The sequence below is a fragment of the Cronbergia sp. UHCC 0137 genome (genome assembly GCF_034932285.1).
Taxonomy (GTDB): Bacteria; Cyanobacteriota; Cyanobacteriia; order Cyanobacteriales; family Nostocaceae; genus Cronbergia.
In genome coordinates this window covers 17,326-36,357 of the sequence record NZ_JAYGHC010000016.1, presented here as the reverse complement: position 1 = coordinate 36,357, position 19,032 = coordinate 17,326, and the positions used below count along the sequence as shown (strand labels likewise).

General features: G+C 38.9%; 19 protein-coding genes. 11 read left to right on the top strand and 8 right to left on the bottom strand.

Annotation, left to right across the window (positions count from 1 at the left end; translation table 11 throughout):
* Positions 1-53 precede the first annotated feature (53 nt).
* Entirely contained in the window at positions 54-1,298 is a 1,245-nt protein-coding gene (gene ctpA, locus VB711_RS10010; protein ID WP_323285764.1) for a carboxyl-terminal processing protease CtpA, read from the bottom strand.
* A gap of 335 nt (positions 1,299-1,633) precedes the next feature.
* Between ctpA and petB the strand changes: the two genes are divergently transcribed.
* The 10 genes from petB to VB711_RS09960 all read left to right on the top strand — a co-directional run bounded on the left by petB (position 1,634) and on the right by VB711_RS09960 (position 12,393).
* Positions 1,634-2,281 (top strand): cytochrome b6, encoded by a 648-nt coding sequence (gene petB, locus VB711_RS10005; protein ID WP_323285762.1) that lies wholly within the window; start codon positions 1,634-1,636, stop codon positions 2,279-2,281.
* 102 nt (positions 2,282-2,383) lie between these two features.
* Positions 2,384-2,866, top strand: a complete 483-nt coding sequence (gene petD, locus VB711_RS10000) for a cytochrome b6-f complex subunit IV (RefSeq protein ID WP_323285761.1) — start codon at positions 2,384-2,386, stop codon at positions 2,864-2,866.
* A 188-nt stretch (positions 2,867-3,054) separates the two neighbouring features.
* Complete coding sequence (locus tag VB711_RS09995) at positions 3,055-3,495, top strand: anti-sigma regulatory factor (RefSeq protein ID WP_323285760.1); 441 nt, start codon at positions 3,055-3,057, stop codon at positions 3,493-3,495.
* A 287-nt stretch (positions 3,496-3,782) separates the two neighbouring features.
* Positions 3,783-5,909, top strand: coding sequence for a tetratricopeptide repeat protein (locus VB711_RS09990; protein WP_323285759.1), 2,127 nt, complete (start codon positions 3,783-3,785; stop codon positions 5,907-5,909).
* Between the two features lie 314 nt (positions 5,910-6,223).
* Positions 6,224-8,092, top strand: coding sequence for an ABC transporter ATP-binding protein (locus VB711_RS09985; RefSeq protein WP_323285757.1), 1,869 nt, complete (start codon positions 6,224-6,226; stop codon positions 8,090-8,092).
* A 305-nt stretch (positions 8,093-8,397) separates the two neighbouring features.
* Complete coding sequence (locus VB711_RS09980) at positions 8,398-8,673, top strand: helix-turn-helix transcriptional regulator (RefSeq protein WP_323285867.1); 276 nt, start codon at positions 8,398-8,400, stop codon at positions 8,671-8,673.
* 342 nt (positions 8,674-9,015) lie between these two features.
* Positions 9,016-9,657, top strand: a complete 642-nt coding sequence (locus VB711_RS09975; RefSeq protein WP_323285756.1) for a DUF6391 domain-containing protein — start codon at positions 9,016-9,018, stop codon at positions 9,655-9,657.
* 98 nt (positions 9,658-9,755) lie between these two features.
* On the top strand, positions 9,756-10,751 hold the full coding sequence (locus VB711_RS09970) for a glycosyltransferase (protein WP_323285754.1): 996 nt from the start codon (positions 9,756-9,758) through the stop codon (positions 10,749-10,751).
* Positions 10,752-10,757: 6 nt separating this feature from the next.
* Positions 10,758-11,786, top strand: a complete 1,029-nt coding sequence (gene rfbB, locus VB711_RS09965; protein ID WP_323285753.1) for a dTDP-glucose 4,6-dehydratase — start codon at positions 10,758-10,760, stop codon at positions 11,784-11,786.
* 187 nt (positions 11,787-11,973) lie between these two features.
* Complete coding sequence (locus tag VB711_RS09960) at positions 11,974-12,393, top strand: NUDIX hydrolase (RefSeq protein WP_323285752.1); 420 nt, start codon at positions 11,974-11,976, stop codon at positions 12,391-12,393.
* Between the two features lie 71 nt (positions 12,394-12,464).
* Here the strand turns inward: VB711_RS09960 and VB711_RS09955 are convergent, their stop codons facing one another.
* The 5 genes from VB711_RS09955 to VB711_RS09935 form a co-directional block, all read right to left on the bottom strand.
* Complete coding sequence (locus VB711_RS09955) at positions 12,465-12,959, bottom strand: ureidoglycolate lyase (RefSeq protein WP_323285751.1); 495 nt, start codon at positions 12,957-12,959, stop codon at positions 12,465-12,467.
* Positions 12,960-13,039: 80 nt separating this feature from the next.
* Entirely contained in the window at positions 13,040-13,561 is a 522-nt protein-coding gene (locus VB711_RS09950) for a hypothetical protein (RefSeq protein WP_323285750.1), read from the bottom strand.
* A 104-nt stretch (positions 13,562-13,665) separates the two neighbouring features.
* The gene (locus VB711_RS09945) at positions 13,666-14,103 is read right to left on the bottom strand and encodes a hypothetical protein (RefSeq protein ID WP_323285749.1); all 438 of its coding nucleotides are present in this window, start codon (positions 14,101-14,103) and stop codon (positions 13,666-13,668) included.
* Positions 14,104-14,313: 210 nt separating this feature from the next.
* Positions 14,314-14,496 (bottom strand): CsbD family protein, encoded by a 183-nt coding sequence (locus VB711_RS09940; protein ID WP_323285748.1) that lies wholly within the window; start codon positions 14,494-14,496, stop codon positions 14,314-14,316.
* Between the two features lie 310 nt (positions 14,497-14,806).
* A complete protein-coding gene (locus VB711_RS09935; RefSeq protein ID WP_323285747.1) occupies positions 14,807-15,169 on the bottom strand; it encodes a hypothetical protein in 363 nt (120 codons plus the stop codon).
* 283 nt (positions 15,170-15,452) lie between these two features.
* Between VB711_RS09935 and uvrB the strand changes: the two genes are divergently transcribed.
* Positions 15,453-17,456 (top strand): excinuclease ABC subunit UvrB, encoded by a 2,004-nt coding sequence (gene uvrB / locus VB711_RS09930; RefSeq protein WP_323285746.1) that lies wholly within the window; start codon positions 15,453-15,455, stop codon positions 17,454-17,456.
* Between the two features lie 155 nt (positions 17,457-17,611).
* Here the strand turns inward: uvrB and VB711_RS09925 are convergent, their stop codons facing one another.
* Both VB711_RS09925 and rlmB read right to left on the bottom strand, forming a co-directional pair.
* A complete protein-coding gene (locus VB711_RS09925) occupies positions 17,612-17,914 on the bottom strand; it encodes a DUF1816 domain-containing protein (protein WP_323285745.1) in 303 nt (100 codons plus the stop codon).
* Between the two features lie 81 nt (positions 17,915-17,995).
* Positions 17,996-19,000, bottom strand: a complete 1,005-nt coding sequence (gene rlmB, locus VB711_RS09920; RefSeq protein ID WP_323285866.1) for a 23S rRNA (guanosine(2251)-2'-O)-methyltransferase RlmB — start codon at positions 18,998-19,000, stop codon at positions 17,996-17,998.
* Positions 19,001-19,032 lie beyond the last annotated feature (32 nt).

Here is a 19,032-nt window from a genome sequence, read left to right as displayed (position 1 = left end):
CCTCCTGCCTCCCCTGCCTCCCCTGCCTCCCCTGCCCCCTGCCCCCTGCCTCCTCAACCCTTCCCCGCTATCACGGAGTTTTTACTCAATATTTCCATTGCTGCTTGATATTGACTGTCGGTTGTTGTAGCAATCTGGTCGCGGGTAATTGGCTGTTGGGGAATTACTATATCTGGAGTAATACCCAACTTATTAATATCTCGGTGGTTAGGGGTTTCATACTTAGCAATAGTCACAGCCAAACCTGAACCATCGGATAATTCAAATAAAGATTGAATTAAGCCTTTACCAAAGGTAGTTTCGCCTACCAACTGGGCGCGACCATTATCTTGCAAAGCCCCGGCTAGAATCTCGCTGGCACTGGCTGTTCCTTGATTAACGAGAATTACTAAGGGATCTGGTGTTAGAGCCGGTCCAAAGGCTTCAAAAGTGCCTTGGATGCCTTGACGATTGACGGTGTAGACCACAGTTCCAGAATCTAACCATTGACGGGCGACTTCGATTCCTGATTGCAATAAACCCCCTGGATTATTTCTTAAATCGAGAATATAGCCAGCAGCTCCCTTTTTTTCTAAACTATTAATGGCGTGTGCTAACTCCATAGCCGCATTAGCGTTAAATTGGGTGAGGCGTAGGTAGCCAATGGGTTTATCTTGGGGGGAAAAACGTAGTTCAGCGACCACAGGATTGAGTTCTATGCGATCGCGCACCAATGTTACTTCCTTTTCACCTTCTCCCTCTCGCGCAATCAACAGAGTGACAACACTACCAACAGGTCCACGCATTTGAGCCGCAGCCTCATCAAGGGTAAGATTGACTGTAGATAAGTTCTCAATTTTCAGTATGCGATCGCGCGGTCTGATTCCAGCTTTCTGAGCCGGTGAACCATCTATCGGTGTAATTACTTCCAAAGTCCCAGTTTCGGCATTGATAGCAATTTGTAAACCCACACCAGTCAATTCTCCAGACGTACTAACTTGTAAACTGCGGTATTGTTCTGGATCAAGAAACCGGGTAAAAGGATCATCCAGGCTTTTAAGCATGGTCTGAATGGCCACATAAGCCCCTTCACGGGTTGAAAAATGATTTTTGAGAGCAGCTTGTCGCACAGCCGCCCAATTTTGATGATTAAACGTCTCATCCAGATAACTCCGATTGACAATCCGCCAAACCTCAGAAACTAGCTTTTGCTCCTGAGTCAAAGCTGTTGCTGGTTGGATGTAAACCCCCAAAATTAAGCAGAAAGCCAAAATTAAGGCAAATCCTCGCCGCCAAACCTGTTTATTCATGAACCCCATTTTGAACTCCACTTCCACCCAAAAGACCTAAAATTTTTCATTTCAACCGTCATTAATGAAATCTATCTCTTGATTATGTTACTTTTTTTATAGAAGAGGTGCATTGCTCTCATTTTATAGCAGCCCATACCTCCCAAAAAACGATAAAATCTACTTTGGAGCCAACTTTCTAGCGTTGACTTGCAAAGAGAACGCAATATATTCCATATTTACAGAGTGTTAAGTTTCTGAAAATCTTAACAATGCTCCAAAAAAAACTCAACTTTGTGAAAATCCCAAACTTTACTATTGGGAGATTTATCCACCACAACCGACTTTTAGGAATTTGAGATTGTATGGCCAATGTTTATGACTGGTTCGAGGAACGCTTAGAACTGGAAGCCCTAGCTGAAGACGTAACCAGCAAATACGTCCCCCCTCATGTCAACATCTTCTACTGCTTGGGTGGTATTACCCTAGTTTGCTTCTTAATTCAGTTTGCCACTGGATTTGCGATGACATTCTACTACAGACCCACCGTTGCCGAAGCCTTTACTTCAGTTGAGTACATCATGAACGAAGTAAACTTTGGATGGTTGATTCGCTCCATTCATCGTTGGTCTGCCAGCATGATGGTGTTAATGATGATTCTCCACACCTTCCGCGTTTACCTAACTGGCGGTTTCAAAAAACCCCGTGAACTAACTTGGGTAAGTGGCGTTATCCTCGCTGTAATCACCGTTTCCTTTGGTGTAACAGGATACTCTCTACCCTGGGATCAAGTTGGTTATTGGGCTGTAAAAATTGTGAGTGGTGTACCAGAAGCAATTCCCGTAGTTGGTGTTCTGATTTCAGACCTGCTACGTGGTGGTTCTAGTGTTGGTCAAGCAACATTAACTCGCTACTACAGCGCCCACACCTTTGTTTTACCTTGGTTAATTGCTGTCTTCATGTTGTTCCACTTCTTGATGATCCGCAAACAAGGTATTTCTGGACCTTTGTAATTTCCAGTTGTGAGCAAAAAGTTATGGTGACAGGTTGCTATTGCCTGTTTCCCTCCATAGCTGATAGCTTTTAATTAATCCCAGCAAGAGAGAGCATTCAAAATGTCAACCCAGAAAAAACCGGATCTGAGTGATCCCCAATTAAGAGCTAAACTTGCCCAAGGCATGGGTCATAACTACTATGGTGAACCAGCTTGGCCTAACGATTTGCTGTACGTGTTCCCTATCGTAATTATGGGTTCCTTCGCTTGCATTGTGGCTCTAGCTGTGCTAGATCCTGCCATGACTGGTGAACCGGCTAATCCTTTTGCTACCCCTTTGGAAATTCTACCAGAGTGGTATTTGTATCCTGTATTCCAGATTTTACGCTCATTACCTAACAAGCTGTTAGGAGTATTGGCCATGGCTTCCGTACCTTTGGGGCTAATTCTTGTTCCTTTTATTGAGAACGTCAATAAGTTCCAAAACCCTTTCCGCCGTCCAGTAGCTACAACAGTATTTTTGTTTGGTACATTCGTTACTCTATGGTTAGGTATTGGTGCTGCACTACCATTAGATAAGTCTCTAACTTTGGGATTGTTCTAAAGTAGGCATTTAGTAGTACAAAAGTAGAGACGTTCCATGGAACGTCTCTAAAAACTTTTGAAAAATTAATCTTGATTGTGTAGACGCAGTTTATAATAAACCTTTCGACCTAAGTTTGATTACTGAAATTTCATCAACTTTGCTTGATTTTGTATTTTGAATCTTGAATTGGAGCGAAGGGACGGTCAATGCTCAGGATAGTGCAGCAAGACCATCTGATAGTCAAGAGCGATCTGAAGCTCTTAAACCAGGTGCAAGAATGGTTTGAGCAATTTTGTCTGCAATATCTAGCCCAATCTGGCTGGTCAGAAAGTCAACTTTATCGCCTGAATTTGGCATTGGCAGAAGGTTTTACTAACGCGGTTCGTCATGCTCATCATGCGTTACCTCCTGATACGACTATTGAAATTGAGTTGAGTTTGTGGAGTGACCGATTGGAGATGAGAATTTGGGATTATGGTAAACCTTTTAATCCTGATGCGATCGCTGAACCAAAACCTGGTACTCTTCAAGTAGGTGGCTATGGGTGGTTTCTACTCCGTCGTTTGGCTGATAAAGTTGTCTATGAACGTGCTGGTAATAGTCAAAATTGTCTGTTGATTGTCAAATATTGTTCAACTAATAAGTAAATTTAAGTGGGTTTTATCTAACGGCATATCATCCGCTTATTTGATTCATTAATAAAATCAAGGTTCTTATTTAAGAAAGAGCCTAATCTTATAATTTTTTGCTAAAATTAGATAATTATATCAAAAGTATAATTAAATACAACATTATTTACTCAATTTGTCTGGGTAAACTTAATTCATCCTGAGAATAAAAAATCTAAGTGAAATCAAAATCATGGGATATTCGATTAATATTTGGATACCTTTTGTTGTCAGGATGTACAATGTGTTTTGGCGTTTGAGCCACCATGAGCGTGAAGGAAACCCTAAATAAAGATTATTTTGCTTGGAATCGGCAAGTGTATCAACGCCTAAAACTTGCCTTGAGTCTGGGCTTACGGCGACAAATCTTTTTCGCTGTGTGTGATGATGTACAAGTCAGGAATCAAGTAGCTACTCGGTTACACTCTAATTTAGCTTATCCTCTGGGTCAGGTACTACATCGGTCAGATGTTGGAGGTGGGATGAGTACCCCAGCTTATCCCCGATTAGTCACATTGAGGTTAAATTTAAATGACCCCAATCCCATAGGTCAAATTAATCAATGGTTAGCTAATTATCCTCCACCTATGGTTGGTGTATCACCAGATAGTGCTGGACACACTTTACCAATTCCCGCATTTCAGATTGTGGGTATAGAGTTGTTAACTAAACAAGCAGTTGCGGTACAACGTTTATTTTTAAACTATCTCCGTTTAAGCGAACAGTATTTCTCTCATCAAGATTCTAGTCAATTTTTAGAATCTAGTTTGTTGTTCTGGCTACCACGTCCTTGGTTTTATGCGATTCAGCAATCAGCCCCCAATTTTTGGCAGTACCGGAATGGTATATTTACATTTGCTGGAGAACCAACACCAACGGTAGAAAAGGGAGATCATCCAGAGGATCATTCTACTTCCTACAGTTTAAATTTAGATGAGTTTGACCAATCAATTTTAGATGAATCAATTACCCCACCAGCACCTAAAGATCAACAATTTCAAAATGTTAATGGGGTTAGAGGTGAGGATTTTTCTGTTCAAACACGGGGAAAAGTTGAATATCAACCGGTTAGAGATTTATCCTTGACTCATATTAATAAGGAATTACAGGAACTGGTGAAGGCAACAGTTAAAACAAATACTATTGAAGATGGGGATGAAAATTGGCAAGTCCAGCAAATTCTATGGGAAATTGAGGAATTACATGAACAACAAACCAGTGGGCAGCATTTGGCAGCAGCTTATCAAAAATTAGGAAATTTATACCGTTTACAAATTGAAGAAGGAGAGTCAAGTTTAGATAATTTAATGGTGGCTATTCTGGCTTATCAAGAAGCTGTTAGCTATGATGATACTTCACCCCAATTACCAGATATGTTAAATGATCTGGGGACACTTTATTGGATGTTACACCGTTCATCGGCGAATAGGTCCGATGGACAAACTTATATAGAACAAGGTATAGAGTTTTATCGCTTGGCACTTAAATTAATTACACCGGAAACTCATGGAGAAACTTATGCGCGGGTACAGAATAATTTGGGGACTGCTTACGGTGATTTAGCGCGGTTTGCTGATCCTGTGGAAAATTGGCAACAGGCAGTTTTGGCTTATGATGAGGCTTTGCGCTATCGTTCAGCAGAAGTTGACCCGTTAAAGTTTGCTGCTTGTCAGAATAATTTGGCGACCGCATACTGGCATTTGGGGCAATATAGCCAACCAATGGAACATCTGACGAAGGCGATCGCTATCTACAATTTAGCACTTAAATACTACAATCCTGGGGAAGAACCTCTGAAATATGCCATGATTCAAAATAACATTGGCACTGCTCACTGGAATCTTGCTCAATATGAAAATCCGGCAGAAAATCTCAAGTTGGCTGTTAAGGTTTACCGCGAAGCGTTAAAATATCGTACTCCTGCCAATCTTCCTAATGCCTGTGCTGCTACCCAAAATAATTTGGCTACTGCTTACTGGCACATAGCACATTTACCCCAAATTACTAAGGAAGAAAAACCAAGGTTTTTAAAATTATGTATAATTTCCTATGAGGAAGCTCTCAATTTAAGTTATTCAATTAAAGATATGCCTTTAAGTTTTGATTTATTAACGACTCACAATAATTTGGGACTGGCACATTATGAATTGGTGAGTGATCTGTCTTTTAAGGGGGATAAAAATATTTTATCTCAACACTTAGAAGCAGCTTTAGATAATCATTTACGAGCTTTAAATGGATTAAACCATCAACCGGAGGTTTATCAAACTACGTTTAATTATATTATCAAAGTTATTCGCACTTTTCACGAGGAATTAGGTGTACAAGGACAAAATCTGGCTTTGTCTAAGGTGCCTGGTCAGCTAATTCCAGAAGTTTTACCTAAGTTGTAAATTAATAAATAATTTGTAGGAGAATACGGATTAAATGAAGTCAATTTAAGCCCTGGCGACTGGAAGTCGCGGCTACACAAACAAAGTCCGCCTTCGCGGACTCAGGAAAAATGGAGGCTTTGAAACCCACGGAGGTGGCCTTCCCTACGGGAAGTCGCTACGCGCCATGCTTGTGTAGATGCGGTTTCTAACCGCCGATTTGATTTTAGGTTGACTGGTTTTTCTGTCCCCTGTTCCCTGTTCCCTGTTCCCTGTTCCCTGTTCCCTCTCTCAACAAATAAATTTAATTTTGTCCGACTACTTATTTAATAATCATGATAGAAACTATTCTCGAAGTTCGTAATTTACAAGTTGAATTTTCCGGTGATGTGAGCAAAAATAAGGCTGTAGATGGTATTAACTTTAATTTAAGTAGGGGTGAAACTCTAGGTATAGTTGGTGAATCGGGAAGTGGTAAGTCGGTGACGGCTTTGGCTTTGATGGGTTTGTTACAATATCCTGGTAAGGTCGTTGGTGGGGAAATTTTATTTCGTCCTCAAGAAAATGCTCAATTGATCAATTTATCGGCTTTATCTTCTCAGGAAATGCAGCTTTATCGGGGTGGCGATTTGGCGATGATTTTTCAAGAACCAATGAGTTCACTTAATCCCGTTTATGATATCGGTTTTCAGTTGACTGAGGCAATTACGCGCCATCAAAATGTTAGTATAACTGAAGCGGAAAGAATAGCGATCGCTCTTTTGCAAGAGGTTAAACTTTTGCCCAGTGATGAAATAATTCAGGAACAATGTCTTGATATTTGGCTACAAACTCATTCTTCTCCCCCACCAGATATAAAATTAGCTCAGTTAGCTAAAGAACAAAAAGCCGCTATCCTTAAACGTTACCCTCATCAACTCTCTGGTGGACAATTACAACGGGTGATGATTGCGATCGCTATTTCTTGTTATCCTAGTTTATTAATTGCTGATGAACCAACTACAGCTTTAGATGTAACTGTACAAGCAACAATTATTGAACTAATGCGAGAATTGCAGCAAACTCGCAATATGGGGATGATCTTCATTAGCCACGATTTGGGGTTAGTCTCCGAAATTGCTGACCAAGTAGCGGTAATGTACAAAGGAAAAATTGTCGAATTTGGTACAGTTGAACAAATTTTTAGTGACCCTCAACATCCCTATACTAAAGGTTTAATCGCCTGTCGTCCTAGTCTAACTCGTCATCCCCAAAAATTACTAACCGTATCAGATTACATGATTACACAAGAAGATAGTCATGGACAAATAGTAATTAAACCCCAAAAACCAATACAACCAGAAGAAGTCACAACAGAAGAAATTAACCAAAGATTAGTAAATTTAACTCAAAAACAACCCCTATTAAAAATCCACAATCTTGAAGTTGGGTTTCCTGTGCGGGGTGTATTTGGTGAAACAAAACGCTACAATATGGCCGTAAATAACGTTTCTTTTGATGTATATCCAGGAGAAACTTTGGGATTGGTGGGAGAATCCGGTTGTGGTAAAACTACCCTTGGTAGAACTTTGTTGCGGTTAGTTGAACCAATGGCTGGTCAAATTTTGTTTGAAGGACAAAATATCACTACCCTAACAGGAAAACCGTTGCAGAAATTACGCCGAGAAATGCAAATTATCTTCCAAAATCCCTTTAGTTCCCTTGACCCCAGAATGAAGATCGGTGAAGCTGTAATAGAACCATTGTTAATTCATGGAGTGGGGAAAAATAAGCAACAAAGACGAGAACGGGCTGGGGAACTTCTAGAACGGGTGGGTTTAAGTGCTGATGATATGAACCGCTATCCACATCAATTTTCTGGGGGACAACGCCAACGAATTTGTGTCGCTAGATCCTTGGCTTTAAATCCTAAATTGATTATTTGTGATGAGTCGGTTTCGGCTTTAGATGTATCGGTACAAGCCCAGGTATTGAATTTGTTGAAAGAGTTACAACAGGATTTTCAGCTAACTTACATTTTTATTTCCCATGATTTAAGTGTAGTTAAATTTATGAGCGATCGCATCTTGGTCATGAATCAAGGTAAAATCGTTGAAGAAGGTACAGCCACAACTATTTACAGTCACCCCCAACAAGAATATACACGTCAACTAATTGCAGCAATTCCCACAGGTAGCCTCGAAAGAGTCAAAAAGCGGACGTAAACTATACTTATCAAAAACCTAGATTTCTAGGGGTTTAGCAGTGCTAAACCCCTACTGTAGAATCAAACTTCGAGAGTTTTTTTTATTTACAAGTTTCTCAACTCCAATACAAATTCCCTCAACACAAATACATAAGTAATACTTAATACTACAAAATTGTAGCTTGGATTACCGACAAATTGAAATCCAAAGAAAATCTTCATATTAGTAATACTACTAGCGTTTATAACGTTCACCTTCCAGAGAATCTTCTAGAATTAAAAAGAGCGATTGAGTACATATACCAAGGGAGGAATAAAAAAGTCATGGCTGCTAGTGAGTCTCAGACCCCCGTTAGTCTGTCAGACAGAGAACTGCAAATAATCGACTTAGTGGCCGCCGGCTTAACTAACCAAGAGATTGCAGGAAAACTGGAAATTAGTAAACGTACAGTTGATAATCATATCAGCAACATTCTCTCCAAAACCAAGACTGAGAATCGCGTGGCCTTGGTTCGCTGGGCTTTAAAGTGGGGCAAAGTCTGTCTAGATGATGTTAACTGTTGTATATTACCCACTTACAAAGATCCAACCGCTTGCTAGTCAATTCTTATTGCTTCTATCTGTTCTGCTGAAAAATTACATTTGAGGTTTACTGATTGTTTTCCTCCTCACTCGATTATTTCAGAGTGAACCTCTACCGCAAGTTCCACAACATTTACCCAACACAAGTTAACGTTCAGGGAGTTATACCAAATTTGGATTTTAGATTGTGGATAAATGATCTTGTCTAAACTTAGCAGAACAGAAGTAGGGTGGGCAATGCCCACCTTACAAACAAAAATCAGTTTTTTCTGTTCCCTAATAAAAATTAGCAACAATCGAATGGTGTAAGCGTTACATTAAAAAAAACTATCTTGTTCCATCAACTTCAAGAGCATTATTATGGCTAATTCTATTTTTTTTGACGATAACTTTTTTAACATAAATTTAGGCTCACCTTACCCTCACCAAGATACTGATTTACTCAACCAGTTATCATTTATTCCTGGATTGAAAGACTTACTAATGGTGCGGCAGGTACACGCCTTAGAACACGCCACCGTTTGGGTTTTAGGTGAAACCAAAAGCGTCTATTCCCCCAAAACCAGACCGATTAATGTTCAGCTTGATAACGAACTATTAAGCGGTTTGTCTACCGAAAATGGATTTTATCTTTATGGTGAAGTAAACATTAGTGATTTGCGTCGTGCAGTCACACTTGCCAGATATCGCCTCATTAATGGAGAATGGGATTTAGCCATTCATCCTCGTTGCGGCACAAATTTATCAGTAGCCATGTTATTAACTGCTGGACTAGCTGTAAGTGTAAACTTATTACTACCATTTCGACCAATAGAACAACTGATTGGTTTGGGTTTAGCAGCAACAACCGCATCTGAACTTGCCCCTGATGTTGGTTATATTGCCCAACGTTACCTAACTACAGCCATTCCCTTTAATTTAGCAATAGAAAATATTACTATTGCCCGTGACACTTGGGGAAAAAAAGGGCATTTTGTCCAAGTTAGTTGGCAAGATAATTAAAGTAGGAATCAGGAGGAATAAATAGAAGAAGGAAATACACCAAGTAATTCCAAGATTAATCCGTTAAATCCATTAATCCGTTAAATCCGTGTTCTTATATGAGAAAACTTTACTTTTTAGTTCCTGGAACAAATGGAAAATTTGCCTGTGGAGGACTGTGGGCAGAGTTAAAAACAGTTGATTTAGCCCAACAAATTTGCAGTGCTGAAGTGGTAACTTATCGACAACGAGAAAAGGGACAGCTTTTTTTAGATGACTTACTCCAAAAAGCCGAATTAGATGATGTGATTTTTGTGATTAGCTGGGGGTTTGATGTTGCTAAACTTGCCACAAAACTCCAGAATTACAATGTTATTTATCATGCCCACAGTGCAGGTTATAAATTGAATCTCCCATCTAGTATCCCCATCATTACTGTCAGTCGGAATACAATGGGATACTGGGGACAACAATTACCCAACTCTCTAATTTATTATTTACCTAATCAAATTGCTGATGAATTTACAAATTTAGATTTAGAACGGGATATTGATGTTTTAGTCCAATCAAGAAAATCTTCTGAATATTTAATTAAAGAATTAATTCCCGCATTACAAAAACAGTGTAACGTCTTTGTTGTAGACTCTTATGTAAAGGATTTACCTGGATTATTTAACCGGGCTAAAGTTTATCTATATGATTCTGCTGAATACTGGGCGCTACAGGGGTTAAGTGAAGGATTTGGTTTACAGCCAATGGAAGCCCTTGCTTGTGGTTGTCAGGTTTTTTCTAGTGTTAATGGTGGTTTATCTGATTATTTAGATCCTGGATTTAATTGTTATAAAATTGCTGGATATGCTCTTGAATATGATGTACAAAGAATTTTGAAAAGTATCGCATCCCCTGGAACGCTAAATTTATCACCAACAACTTTAGCAGAATATCGAAGAGAGAATATTATTAACCGATTTACAGTTATTTTAGCCGAGATAAATGATTTCTTTGATCACAAGAAAGAGTATTCATCTAAAATTAACAATTTAACAAAAATACGGTTAGGGAAATTATTGATTCAGAGAACATTTGGTAAACTGAAAAAGAAATACTTTCAGTAAAATTAAATGAATCGAAGATTATTAGTAACAGGTGGTGCAGGATTTATTGGGGCAAATTTTGTCCATTACTGGTATCAGAGATATCCTGATGATCGTGTAATCGTGTTGGATGCTTTGACCTATGCCGGAAATCGAGCTAATTTGGCCTTAGTTGAGGGAAAAGAGAACTTTCGTTTTGTGGAGGGGAATATTTGCGATCGCACTCTTGTAGATCAGCTACTAAAATCAGAAAATATTGATATCATTGTCCATTTTGCGGCCGAATCTCATGTAGACCGTTCAATTTTGAGTCCTGCTACCTTTATCCAAACCAACCTAGTGGGAACTTTCACTCTCCTAGAATCATTTCGTCACCATTGGGAAGCGCAAGCGCAACCTCCAAACTATCTTTTTCTCCACATTTCCACCGATGAAGTTTATGGCAGTTTAAACCCCACAGACCCTGCCTTTTGTGAAAATACACCTTATAGTCCCAATAGTCCCTATTCAGCCTCAAAAGCAGGTAGTGATCATTTAGTTCGTTCCTATTATCATACTTACAAATTACCAACAATAATCACCAATTGTTCTAATAATTACGGCGCTTTTCAATTTCCAGAAAAACTTATTCCCTTGATATGCACTAACATCATACTCGGTCAACCATTACCAATTTACGGTGATGGTAAAAATGTGCGAGATTGGCTTTATGTCCAGGATCATTGTCACGCTTTAGATCTAATTATTCAGCAAGGACAACCAGGAGAAAATTACAATATTGGTGGTGATAACGAAATAGAAAATATTCATCTTGTTCAAACTTTATGTCAAATGATGGATGAATTAGCAGCTAATTTACCAGTGCGTCCATCTAAAAAGTTGATAACCTTCGTCAAAGATAGACCCGGACATGATCGACGCTATGCTATGAATGCCAATAAAATTAAACATCAGCTAGGTTGGACTCCCTCAGTCACAATTACCCAAGGTTTATACTTAACAATTAAATGGTATCTTAATAATCCTGATTGGTGGAAATCTTCGCGCTGCAATTAAAGATAATCTAATTTCGTCAAAAAATATACGGAATTAGTAGTTAACTGAGTGAAAGATTGAACCAAGGGTAATTAATAATCAAGATTGTCAACATGGGGGGTAACTCCCATAGGTGCATCGTGACTATTACCCTATTGCTATGAATACATTTACAATCTACAGACTGCACTACAAGGAAACCAGACGAATGACCCGTAAAACCAACAAAATTTGTCAACAATCAGGAGTGATTCCCTATCGTGTACGAGATGGAAAATTAGAAGTTTTATTGATTACTAATCGTAGCGGTGAAAGCTGGGTAATTCCTAAAGGTGGAGTTTGTAAAGGCATGACTCCTCCTGATTCTGCGGCAAAAGAAGCATGGGAAGAAGCAGGGGTTGTTGGGTCTGTAAATACTAATCAACTTGGTGTGTATAAATATCGTAAGCGAGGCAACACTTATGAAGTAAATTTGTTTTTATTACCAGTAGAAAAAGTATTAGAAGATTGGCCAGAAGCAACGCAACGAGAAAGGCAATGGTTAGATATTAATCAAGCTGCCAGATTGGTAAAAGAAGAATCCCTGAAAAAAATTATCAAGACTTCCCAGGAACAAGTTAAAATTTAATCCGTCTTCAATAAACCTACTATTAAACCTTGTAGAGACGTTCCATGGAACGTCTCTATATATCAGAAATTCTACACCATTTCAAATTGCAATTGATCACTCTTTAAAAAATCATGGGTAAAATGATCTATTACATTTGTATCACTCAACTCTAGATTATAAAAATCTACAAATTCATGGTCGAAATATGGTCCAGCGTGCCAAGTTCCTACCTCTAATTTAATAAAACAATTGCTCGGAATCCGAAAAGCAGCAAGTTCTTCTAAAACAGGTTGATTAATATCATTGTAGGGTGGACAAACTGCCATTAACCAATCTTTTCCTGCTAAAGAACCCAAACATTGAGTACATTTAACATGGCGAGTAATTTGGTGAAATTTCTGCCCTTTTCCGTGCAACCGCATAATATAAAAGCGAGGAATGCCATTTTCTAAATTTAGTTGGGCATCCTGTTGATCAAAGGCTTTACCATCTCCACTAGGAAATATTACCTGTCCATAGGGTTGAAAATTCTCCGGTGTTATCCATTCTGCTTTTAATTGTTTTAATGTCTGGGATGCACGCATAAAAAAATCAGGAATAGGTCAATTTTAATTATCTCTCAGAAATGCTTGGGGAATGATCCTGATTTTTAGCCACCGATGAATTATTTGCGATCGCTCAACCATTTAGCTGCCGCAATTCCGATAATTCCTGCTACAATGGGATTGCTGAGAAATTTCATAATTCCTGGTTGTTCCGCTAATACTTCCCGGAAAATATCAGGGTGGTTATGATAAACAAAGGATGCTAGTTTGCTAACATCATCGGCTGTCATCCGTTTAGGATTGTGAGTAGAAAGACCAAGCTGTTGTTCTAGTCGTTTATCGTCTAATCCTCTCGATTTCAAATGTTTAAAAAAGGCGCGGGCTACATCATCTCGTTCATTGGGTTTAATCTGAGCGATCGCTTTTTGCAATTCCGGCTCCATTTGGCTAGGAGGAATCTTTTCTGGATTTAAAGATTGACTAAATAACTGTCTACGTTGGTCTGTAGTTGTCCTTTGGGCAAAGTCATCGAAATTTTGATAATCGTTTGTTGTCCCAGTATTTACATTATCTAAATATTCAACATCTCCTCCAGCTAAATCTTTGATGATTTGTCTTCTATATTCTTCACTACTAGGCATTAGATTTATCTCCTTATTATCAAGTCATTCACAATTTAAAAACTATATACGTCCGGGATCTTTGTGTTTTGGTGGGCATTGCCCACCCTACTTAATTGTTTTGTTTATGTGTATTTGATCTGATTAGTTTGACCATCGTATTGGGCAGTCAAAATTAATTGTTTATCCGCCCCATAAATCAAAACTTGTAAATCCTGATTGGGGAAATTTTTCCGAAACCCTTTAACTAATGAGTTGGCTAATGGACGCACTTCATTCGGACTAACTTGTGGAGAAATAACAACACCTAATTTGTTATTATCTCTAACATAAGCATCCTGAATTAAACCTTTGGATGTTTGTACAACCCAGTTACCAAAAGTTTGTCCTGATGGAGAATTACCACGCTCTAATTCAGCATAAGTAGCATCTCTACCAATTACTGATGGTGTCGTTGGACGTTCAACTTGTGTCACACCACCACCGCAAGCAGTAGTTATTGTCAGCATTAAAATCAAGACGAGCGTTGTCAAGATCTTACGACTCTGCTGAATCAGAATCATATTTTTACCTCCTACAATAGACATATAATTTGAGTCAGATACTCTCTGTTTAAACTAAATCTTTTTATTAAAGGATATTTTGTAGTCTGTAGGGTGCGTCAAACAGAATAGTTTACGCTAAAATCAGTAATTTTAAGTTTATGACGCACCTTATTCTCCTAAAAAAGCAACTTACGTTATTATCTAAATGCCACAACAGCAATTTAGTTTTTAGTCAAGTTTTTCCTTTACGTTGTCTTTCATATCTTCGGTTGCGTGGCGTACTTGGCTTTCTCCTTGTTTTGTTTTACCTTCAATTTTATCTTCTGGATCTCCAGTTACATTTCCTAAAGCTTCTTGCGCTTTACCTTCGACATTTTTAGCCGTTGCTTTTGCCCGTTCTTCTAAACTCATTTATTTAGTTTTCCTGCGGTAATTACTTTCTTAATTTAGCTGAAAATCAAACTTATCACTTCGACCATAAGAGGTATCTGATAGATAAATATCTATGCAATAAGGTACACACATCTCTAACCTAGCCTTGCTAAAATGAGGGAACTAGATTTCAGGACTAATGTAGGGTATTTCTGTACCTCCAGAAGAATAGAAAAAATATGATGTTTATTATTTTTATAAAAGACCAATAAATATAAAAGACCAATAAAAAACCCAGTTTATAGATAAAACTGGGTAGATTTAAAGATATGGCGATAATTTCAAAAATTTAGTCTAGAAAACCCATCAAAATTTCAGAATCATCAATAGTATTTGGTGCAATTGGACGATTTCCAAACACTGAATAATTTTCAGAAACTATTATTGAACTAGAACCAATTGGACGAATACCAGAGAGGTTGATACTATTGACTACTTCAAATGTGTTTGCACCTATGGGACGAATTCCCATAGAGTTGTAGGTTTCAACTATTTCCAAGGTACTGATAGAAATAGGACGCAACCCGGCGGCTGAGAATGTTTCTGCAATTTGTAAGGCATGGCTGCCAATTTGTCCCTCTGGAGCAACTATAATTGTTCCCTCAGAGCTTTCTTCTGTGTTCAAATTATTACCCTGGTTATTTTCTTCCACTGTCTTGTCTCCTTTGACGCAGAGGGGGAGTTCTAAGCTAACACCTCTGGCTTATTACGTGAATTTTACAATAATTAAGGAAAGATATATTTTTTCCCATATTTGAAAGTGTAACCTTAAAAAACCTCGCATAAATATAAGTTTATTTAAAACCCAGATATAAGTAAATTTAAATAGTCAATTTTTGTAAATAAATATTGCAATTTATTGATTTAACGAATCAGCCCCCACGGTCAGAGGTGGTATCGCTACTATGGGAGAGGGGTATTATCAGCAAAAATGTATGGTGGAATTTAGTCTTCACGCGCCCTTTGTTCCGACAGGGGATCAACCACGAGCGATCGCTCAACTCATTACCAGTATCCAAGCGGGTAATCTATATCAAACTTTACTCGGTGCAACGGGAACTGGTAAGACGTTTTCCATCGCCGCAGTGATTGAGAAGGTGGGAAGACCGACCTTAGTTTTGGCGCATAATAAAACCCTGGCGGCACAGTTGTGTAATGAGTTGCGAGAGTTTTTCCCAAAAAATGCCGTGGAGTATTTCGTCAGTTATTACGACTATTATCAACCAGAGGCTTACATTCCCCTCAGCGACACCTATATAGAAAAAACCGCCGCGATTAATCAAGAAATTGATATGTTACGACATTCGGCAACGCGATCGCTATTTGAACGCCGTGATGTCATTGTCGTCGCTTCCATTAGCTGCATCTACGGCTTAGGAATGCCAGCAGAATACCTCAAAGCGGCTATCCCCCTACAAATAGGGATGGAAGTTAATCAGCGCCAAATTTTGCGGGATTTAACCAATGTTCAGTACAGTCGTAACGACATCGAAATGGGACGGGGAAAATTTCGTGTCCGGGGTGACGTGTTAGAAATCGGACCCGCTTACGAAGACCGGATCATTCGTGTGGAGTTTTTTGGCGATGAAATTGACGCAATTCGTTACATCGACCCAGTAACAGGGGAAATTCTCAGCAGTTTACAAGCAGTTAATATTTACCCAGCCCGTCACTTTGTCACTCCAGAAGATAGATTAGAAGCAGCTTGTCAAGATATCGCCACAGAATTAAAACAACAAAAATTAACTTTAGAAGAAATTGGCAAATTATTAGAAGCGCAACGCATAGATCAACGCACACGCTACGATTTAGAAATGCTGCGCGAGGTAGGTTATTGTAATGGCGTAGAAAACTATTCTCGTCATTTAGCTGGTAGACAAGCTGGAGAACCACCAGAATGTTTAATTGATTATTTTCCTAAAGATTGGTTATTAGTGATAGATGAATCTCACGTTACTGTCCCACAAATTCGCGGGATGTACAATGGCGACCAAGCGCGGAAAAAGGTTTTAATTGATCATGGTTTTCGTCTTCCCAGTGCGGCTGACAATCGTCCGTTAAAAGCTGAGGAATTTTGGCAAAAGGTCAATCAATGTATTTTTGTTTCTGCTACTCCAGGAAATTGGGAATTAGAAATTTCTGAAAATAATATAGTTGAGCAAATTATTCGTCCTACTGGTGTAATTGATCCTGAAATTGCAGTGCGTCCTACAGAAGGACAAATTGATGATTTATTGGGAGAAATTAAAGATAGAGTTGATTTGAAAGAACGGACTTTGATTACCACGTTAACTAAGCGAATGGCGGAAGATTTAACCGAATATTTGCAAGATCAAGGCATTAAAGTTAGATATTTGCATTCAGAAATTAATTCTATTCAGCGCATTGAGATTTTACAAGATTTACGCGAAGGAGTTTTTGATGTATTGGTTGGGGTCAATTTGTTGCGGGAAGGTTTAGATTTACCAGAAGTTTCTTTAGTGGCAATTATGGATGCTGATAAAGAAGGGTTTTTACGTGCAGAGAGGTCTTTAATTCAAACTATTGGACGTGCAGCGCGACACATTCGAGGAAAGGCAATTATGTATGCTGATAATTTAACAGACAGCATGATTAAAGCCATTGATGAAACTGATAGAAGAAGGGGAATCCAAACGGCTTATAATAAGCTGCACGGAATTACACCGCAACCGATTATTAAAAGATCAAGTAATGCGATTTTGTCTTTTTTAGATACATCTCGGCGATTAAATGCAACTGATTTAAAAGTTGTCGATGAACATATAGATGAAATACCATTAGAACAGATTCCAGAGTTAATTATTCAACTGGAAACACAGATGAAAGAGGCTGCGAAGAAGTTAGAATTTGAAGAAGCGGGAAAATTGCGCGATCGCATTAAACATCTACGCGATAAAATGTTAGGTAGATCAAGTTAGTAAAACAACAAGGTTATCAAAACAGGGAAAAGCGTTTACCTTAAACCATGGATGTCAAAAAATAGGGCATCCCTACTGAGTATTTTAAATGTATTTTAAATTTCATCATCGTTCCCAGAATCTATCCAGGAACGATGACAGCCTAGTGAATAAAATTACATTTGACCGCTAAAGGCAGGCTTTACTTTACGGTCAATCCTTTCCCCCAAGTCTTCGGCAATAGTCAATACATAGGGTTTACAACGCTTGATATTTACAACAATGCCTTGGGCTCCTTCTATTTCTAAATCCTCAATATAGCCAATGCTGGCCAACCCGGCCTCATTGGCATTCAAAAAAGGACCGAAGTAGTAAGTACAACGGGGATTTTGTGTTACAATTTCCACCCACCAAGCCAAGCCTAAGCCATTAGATACACTAATTAACCGTTCTTTGAGGTTTTGCCAAATGGTTTTCATGGTTTTGTCGTTTTATAAAGGTGTTACAGATTGTTAAAAGATAGGTGGCATTTATTCTCTTTTACATTTCTTTATACTCTTTTACGATTCTTTTTTCAAAGAAATTGTGTTTAATTTATCAAGATACAGCGTATTTAATGATCTTTGGCGATAAATTTCATAAAGTGCCATACCTGCTGCTACGGAAGCATTTAGGCTAGGAGTCTTACCCAGCAAGGGAATTGACACTAATACGTCGCAGGAGCGTTGTGTCAACATACTCAGACCTTCACCCTCTGAACCAACTACTAACACAATAGGCCCACGAAAGTTGATTGTTTGTATTGCTTCGCTACCACTTGCCGCAGTACCATAAATCCAAAAACCTGCTTCTTTGAGTTGTTCTAAGGAACGACTCAGGTTGATCACTCTAGCGACAGGAAAGTTTTCTAAAGCTCCTGCTGCTACTTTAACGACTGTGGAAGTAACCCCTGATGCTCTTCTTTGGGGGATCACCAATCCTTGAGCGCCGATTGCTTCGGCTGTACGGATAATTGCTCCCAAGTTGTGAGGGTCAGTAATGCTATCAGCTACTACAATTACGGGATCAGTCACTAATTTTGCCTGAGCAATCAAATCATCTAATTCTAGGTAGGCATAGGGGGCGATTTGCGCTGCTATACCTTGATGATTAGCTCCGTCAGTAATTTGGTCTAAACGCTTGGGTTCAACTTCATCAATAACTGTACCGTTTTCCTTAGCTTGGAGGACTAAGTGATGAAAGCGAGAATCGTAACGAAGACGGCTAGTAATCCAGATGCGGTTGAGGTTACGGTGATTTTCTAGGGCTGTCAATACAGGATGACGGCCGTAGATTAGATCACTCTCTTCAGGAGATTTAATTTCTGGGGCTGGTAGGGATAATTGACGGGATGGAAGTTTTCTATTAGAGATAGGTTTGACTTCTGTGTTATCTGTGACTTGATGACGAACAGGGTTAGCTAGGACACGTTTACCCTTGATTTTAACTGGTTGTCCGCGTTTTGGTTCACCAGTGGCATTGATTTTAACTGGTTGTCCACGTTTTGGTTCACCAGTGGCATTGATTTTAACTGGTTGTCCACGTTTTGGTTCACCAG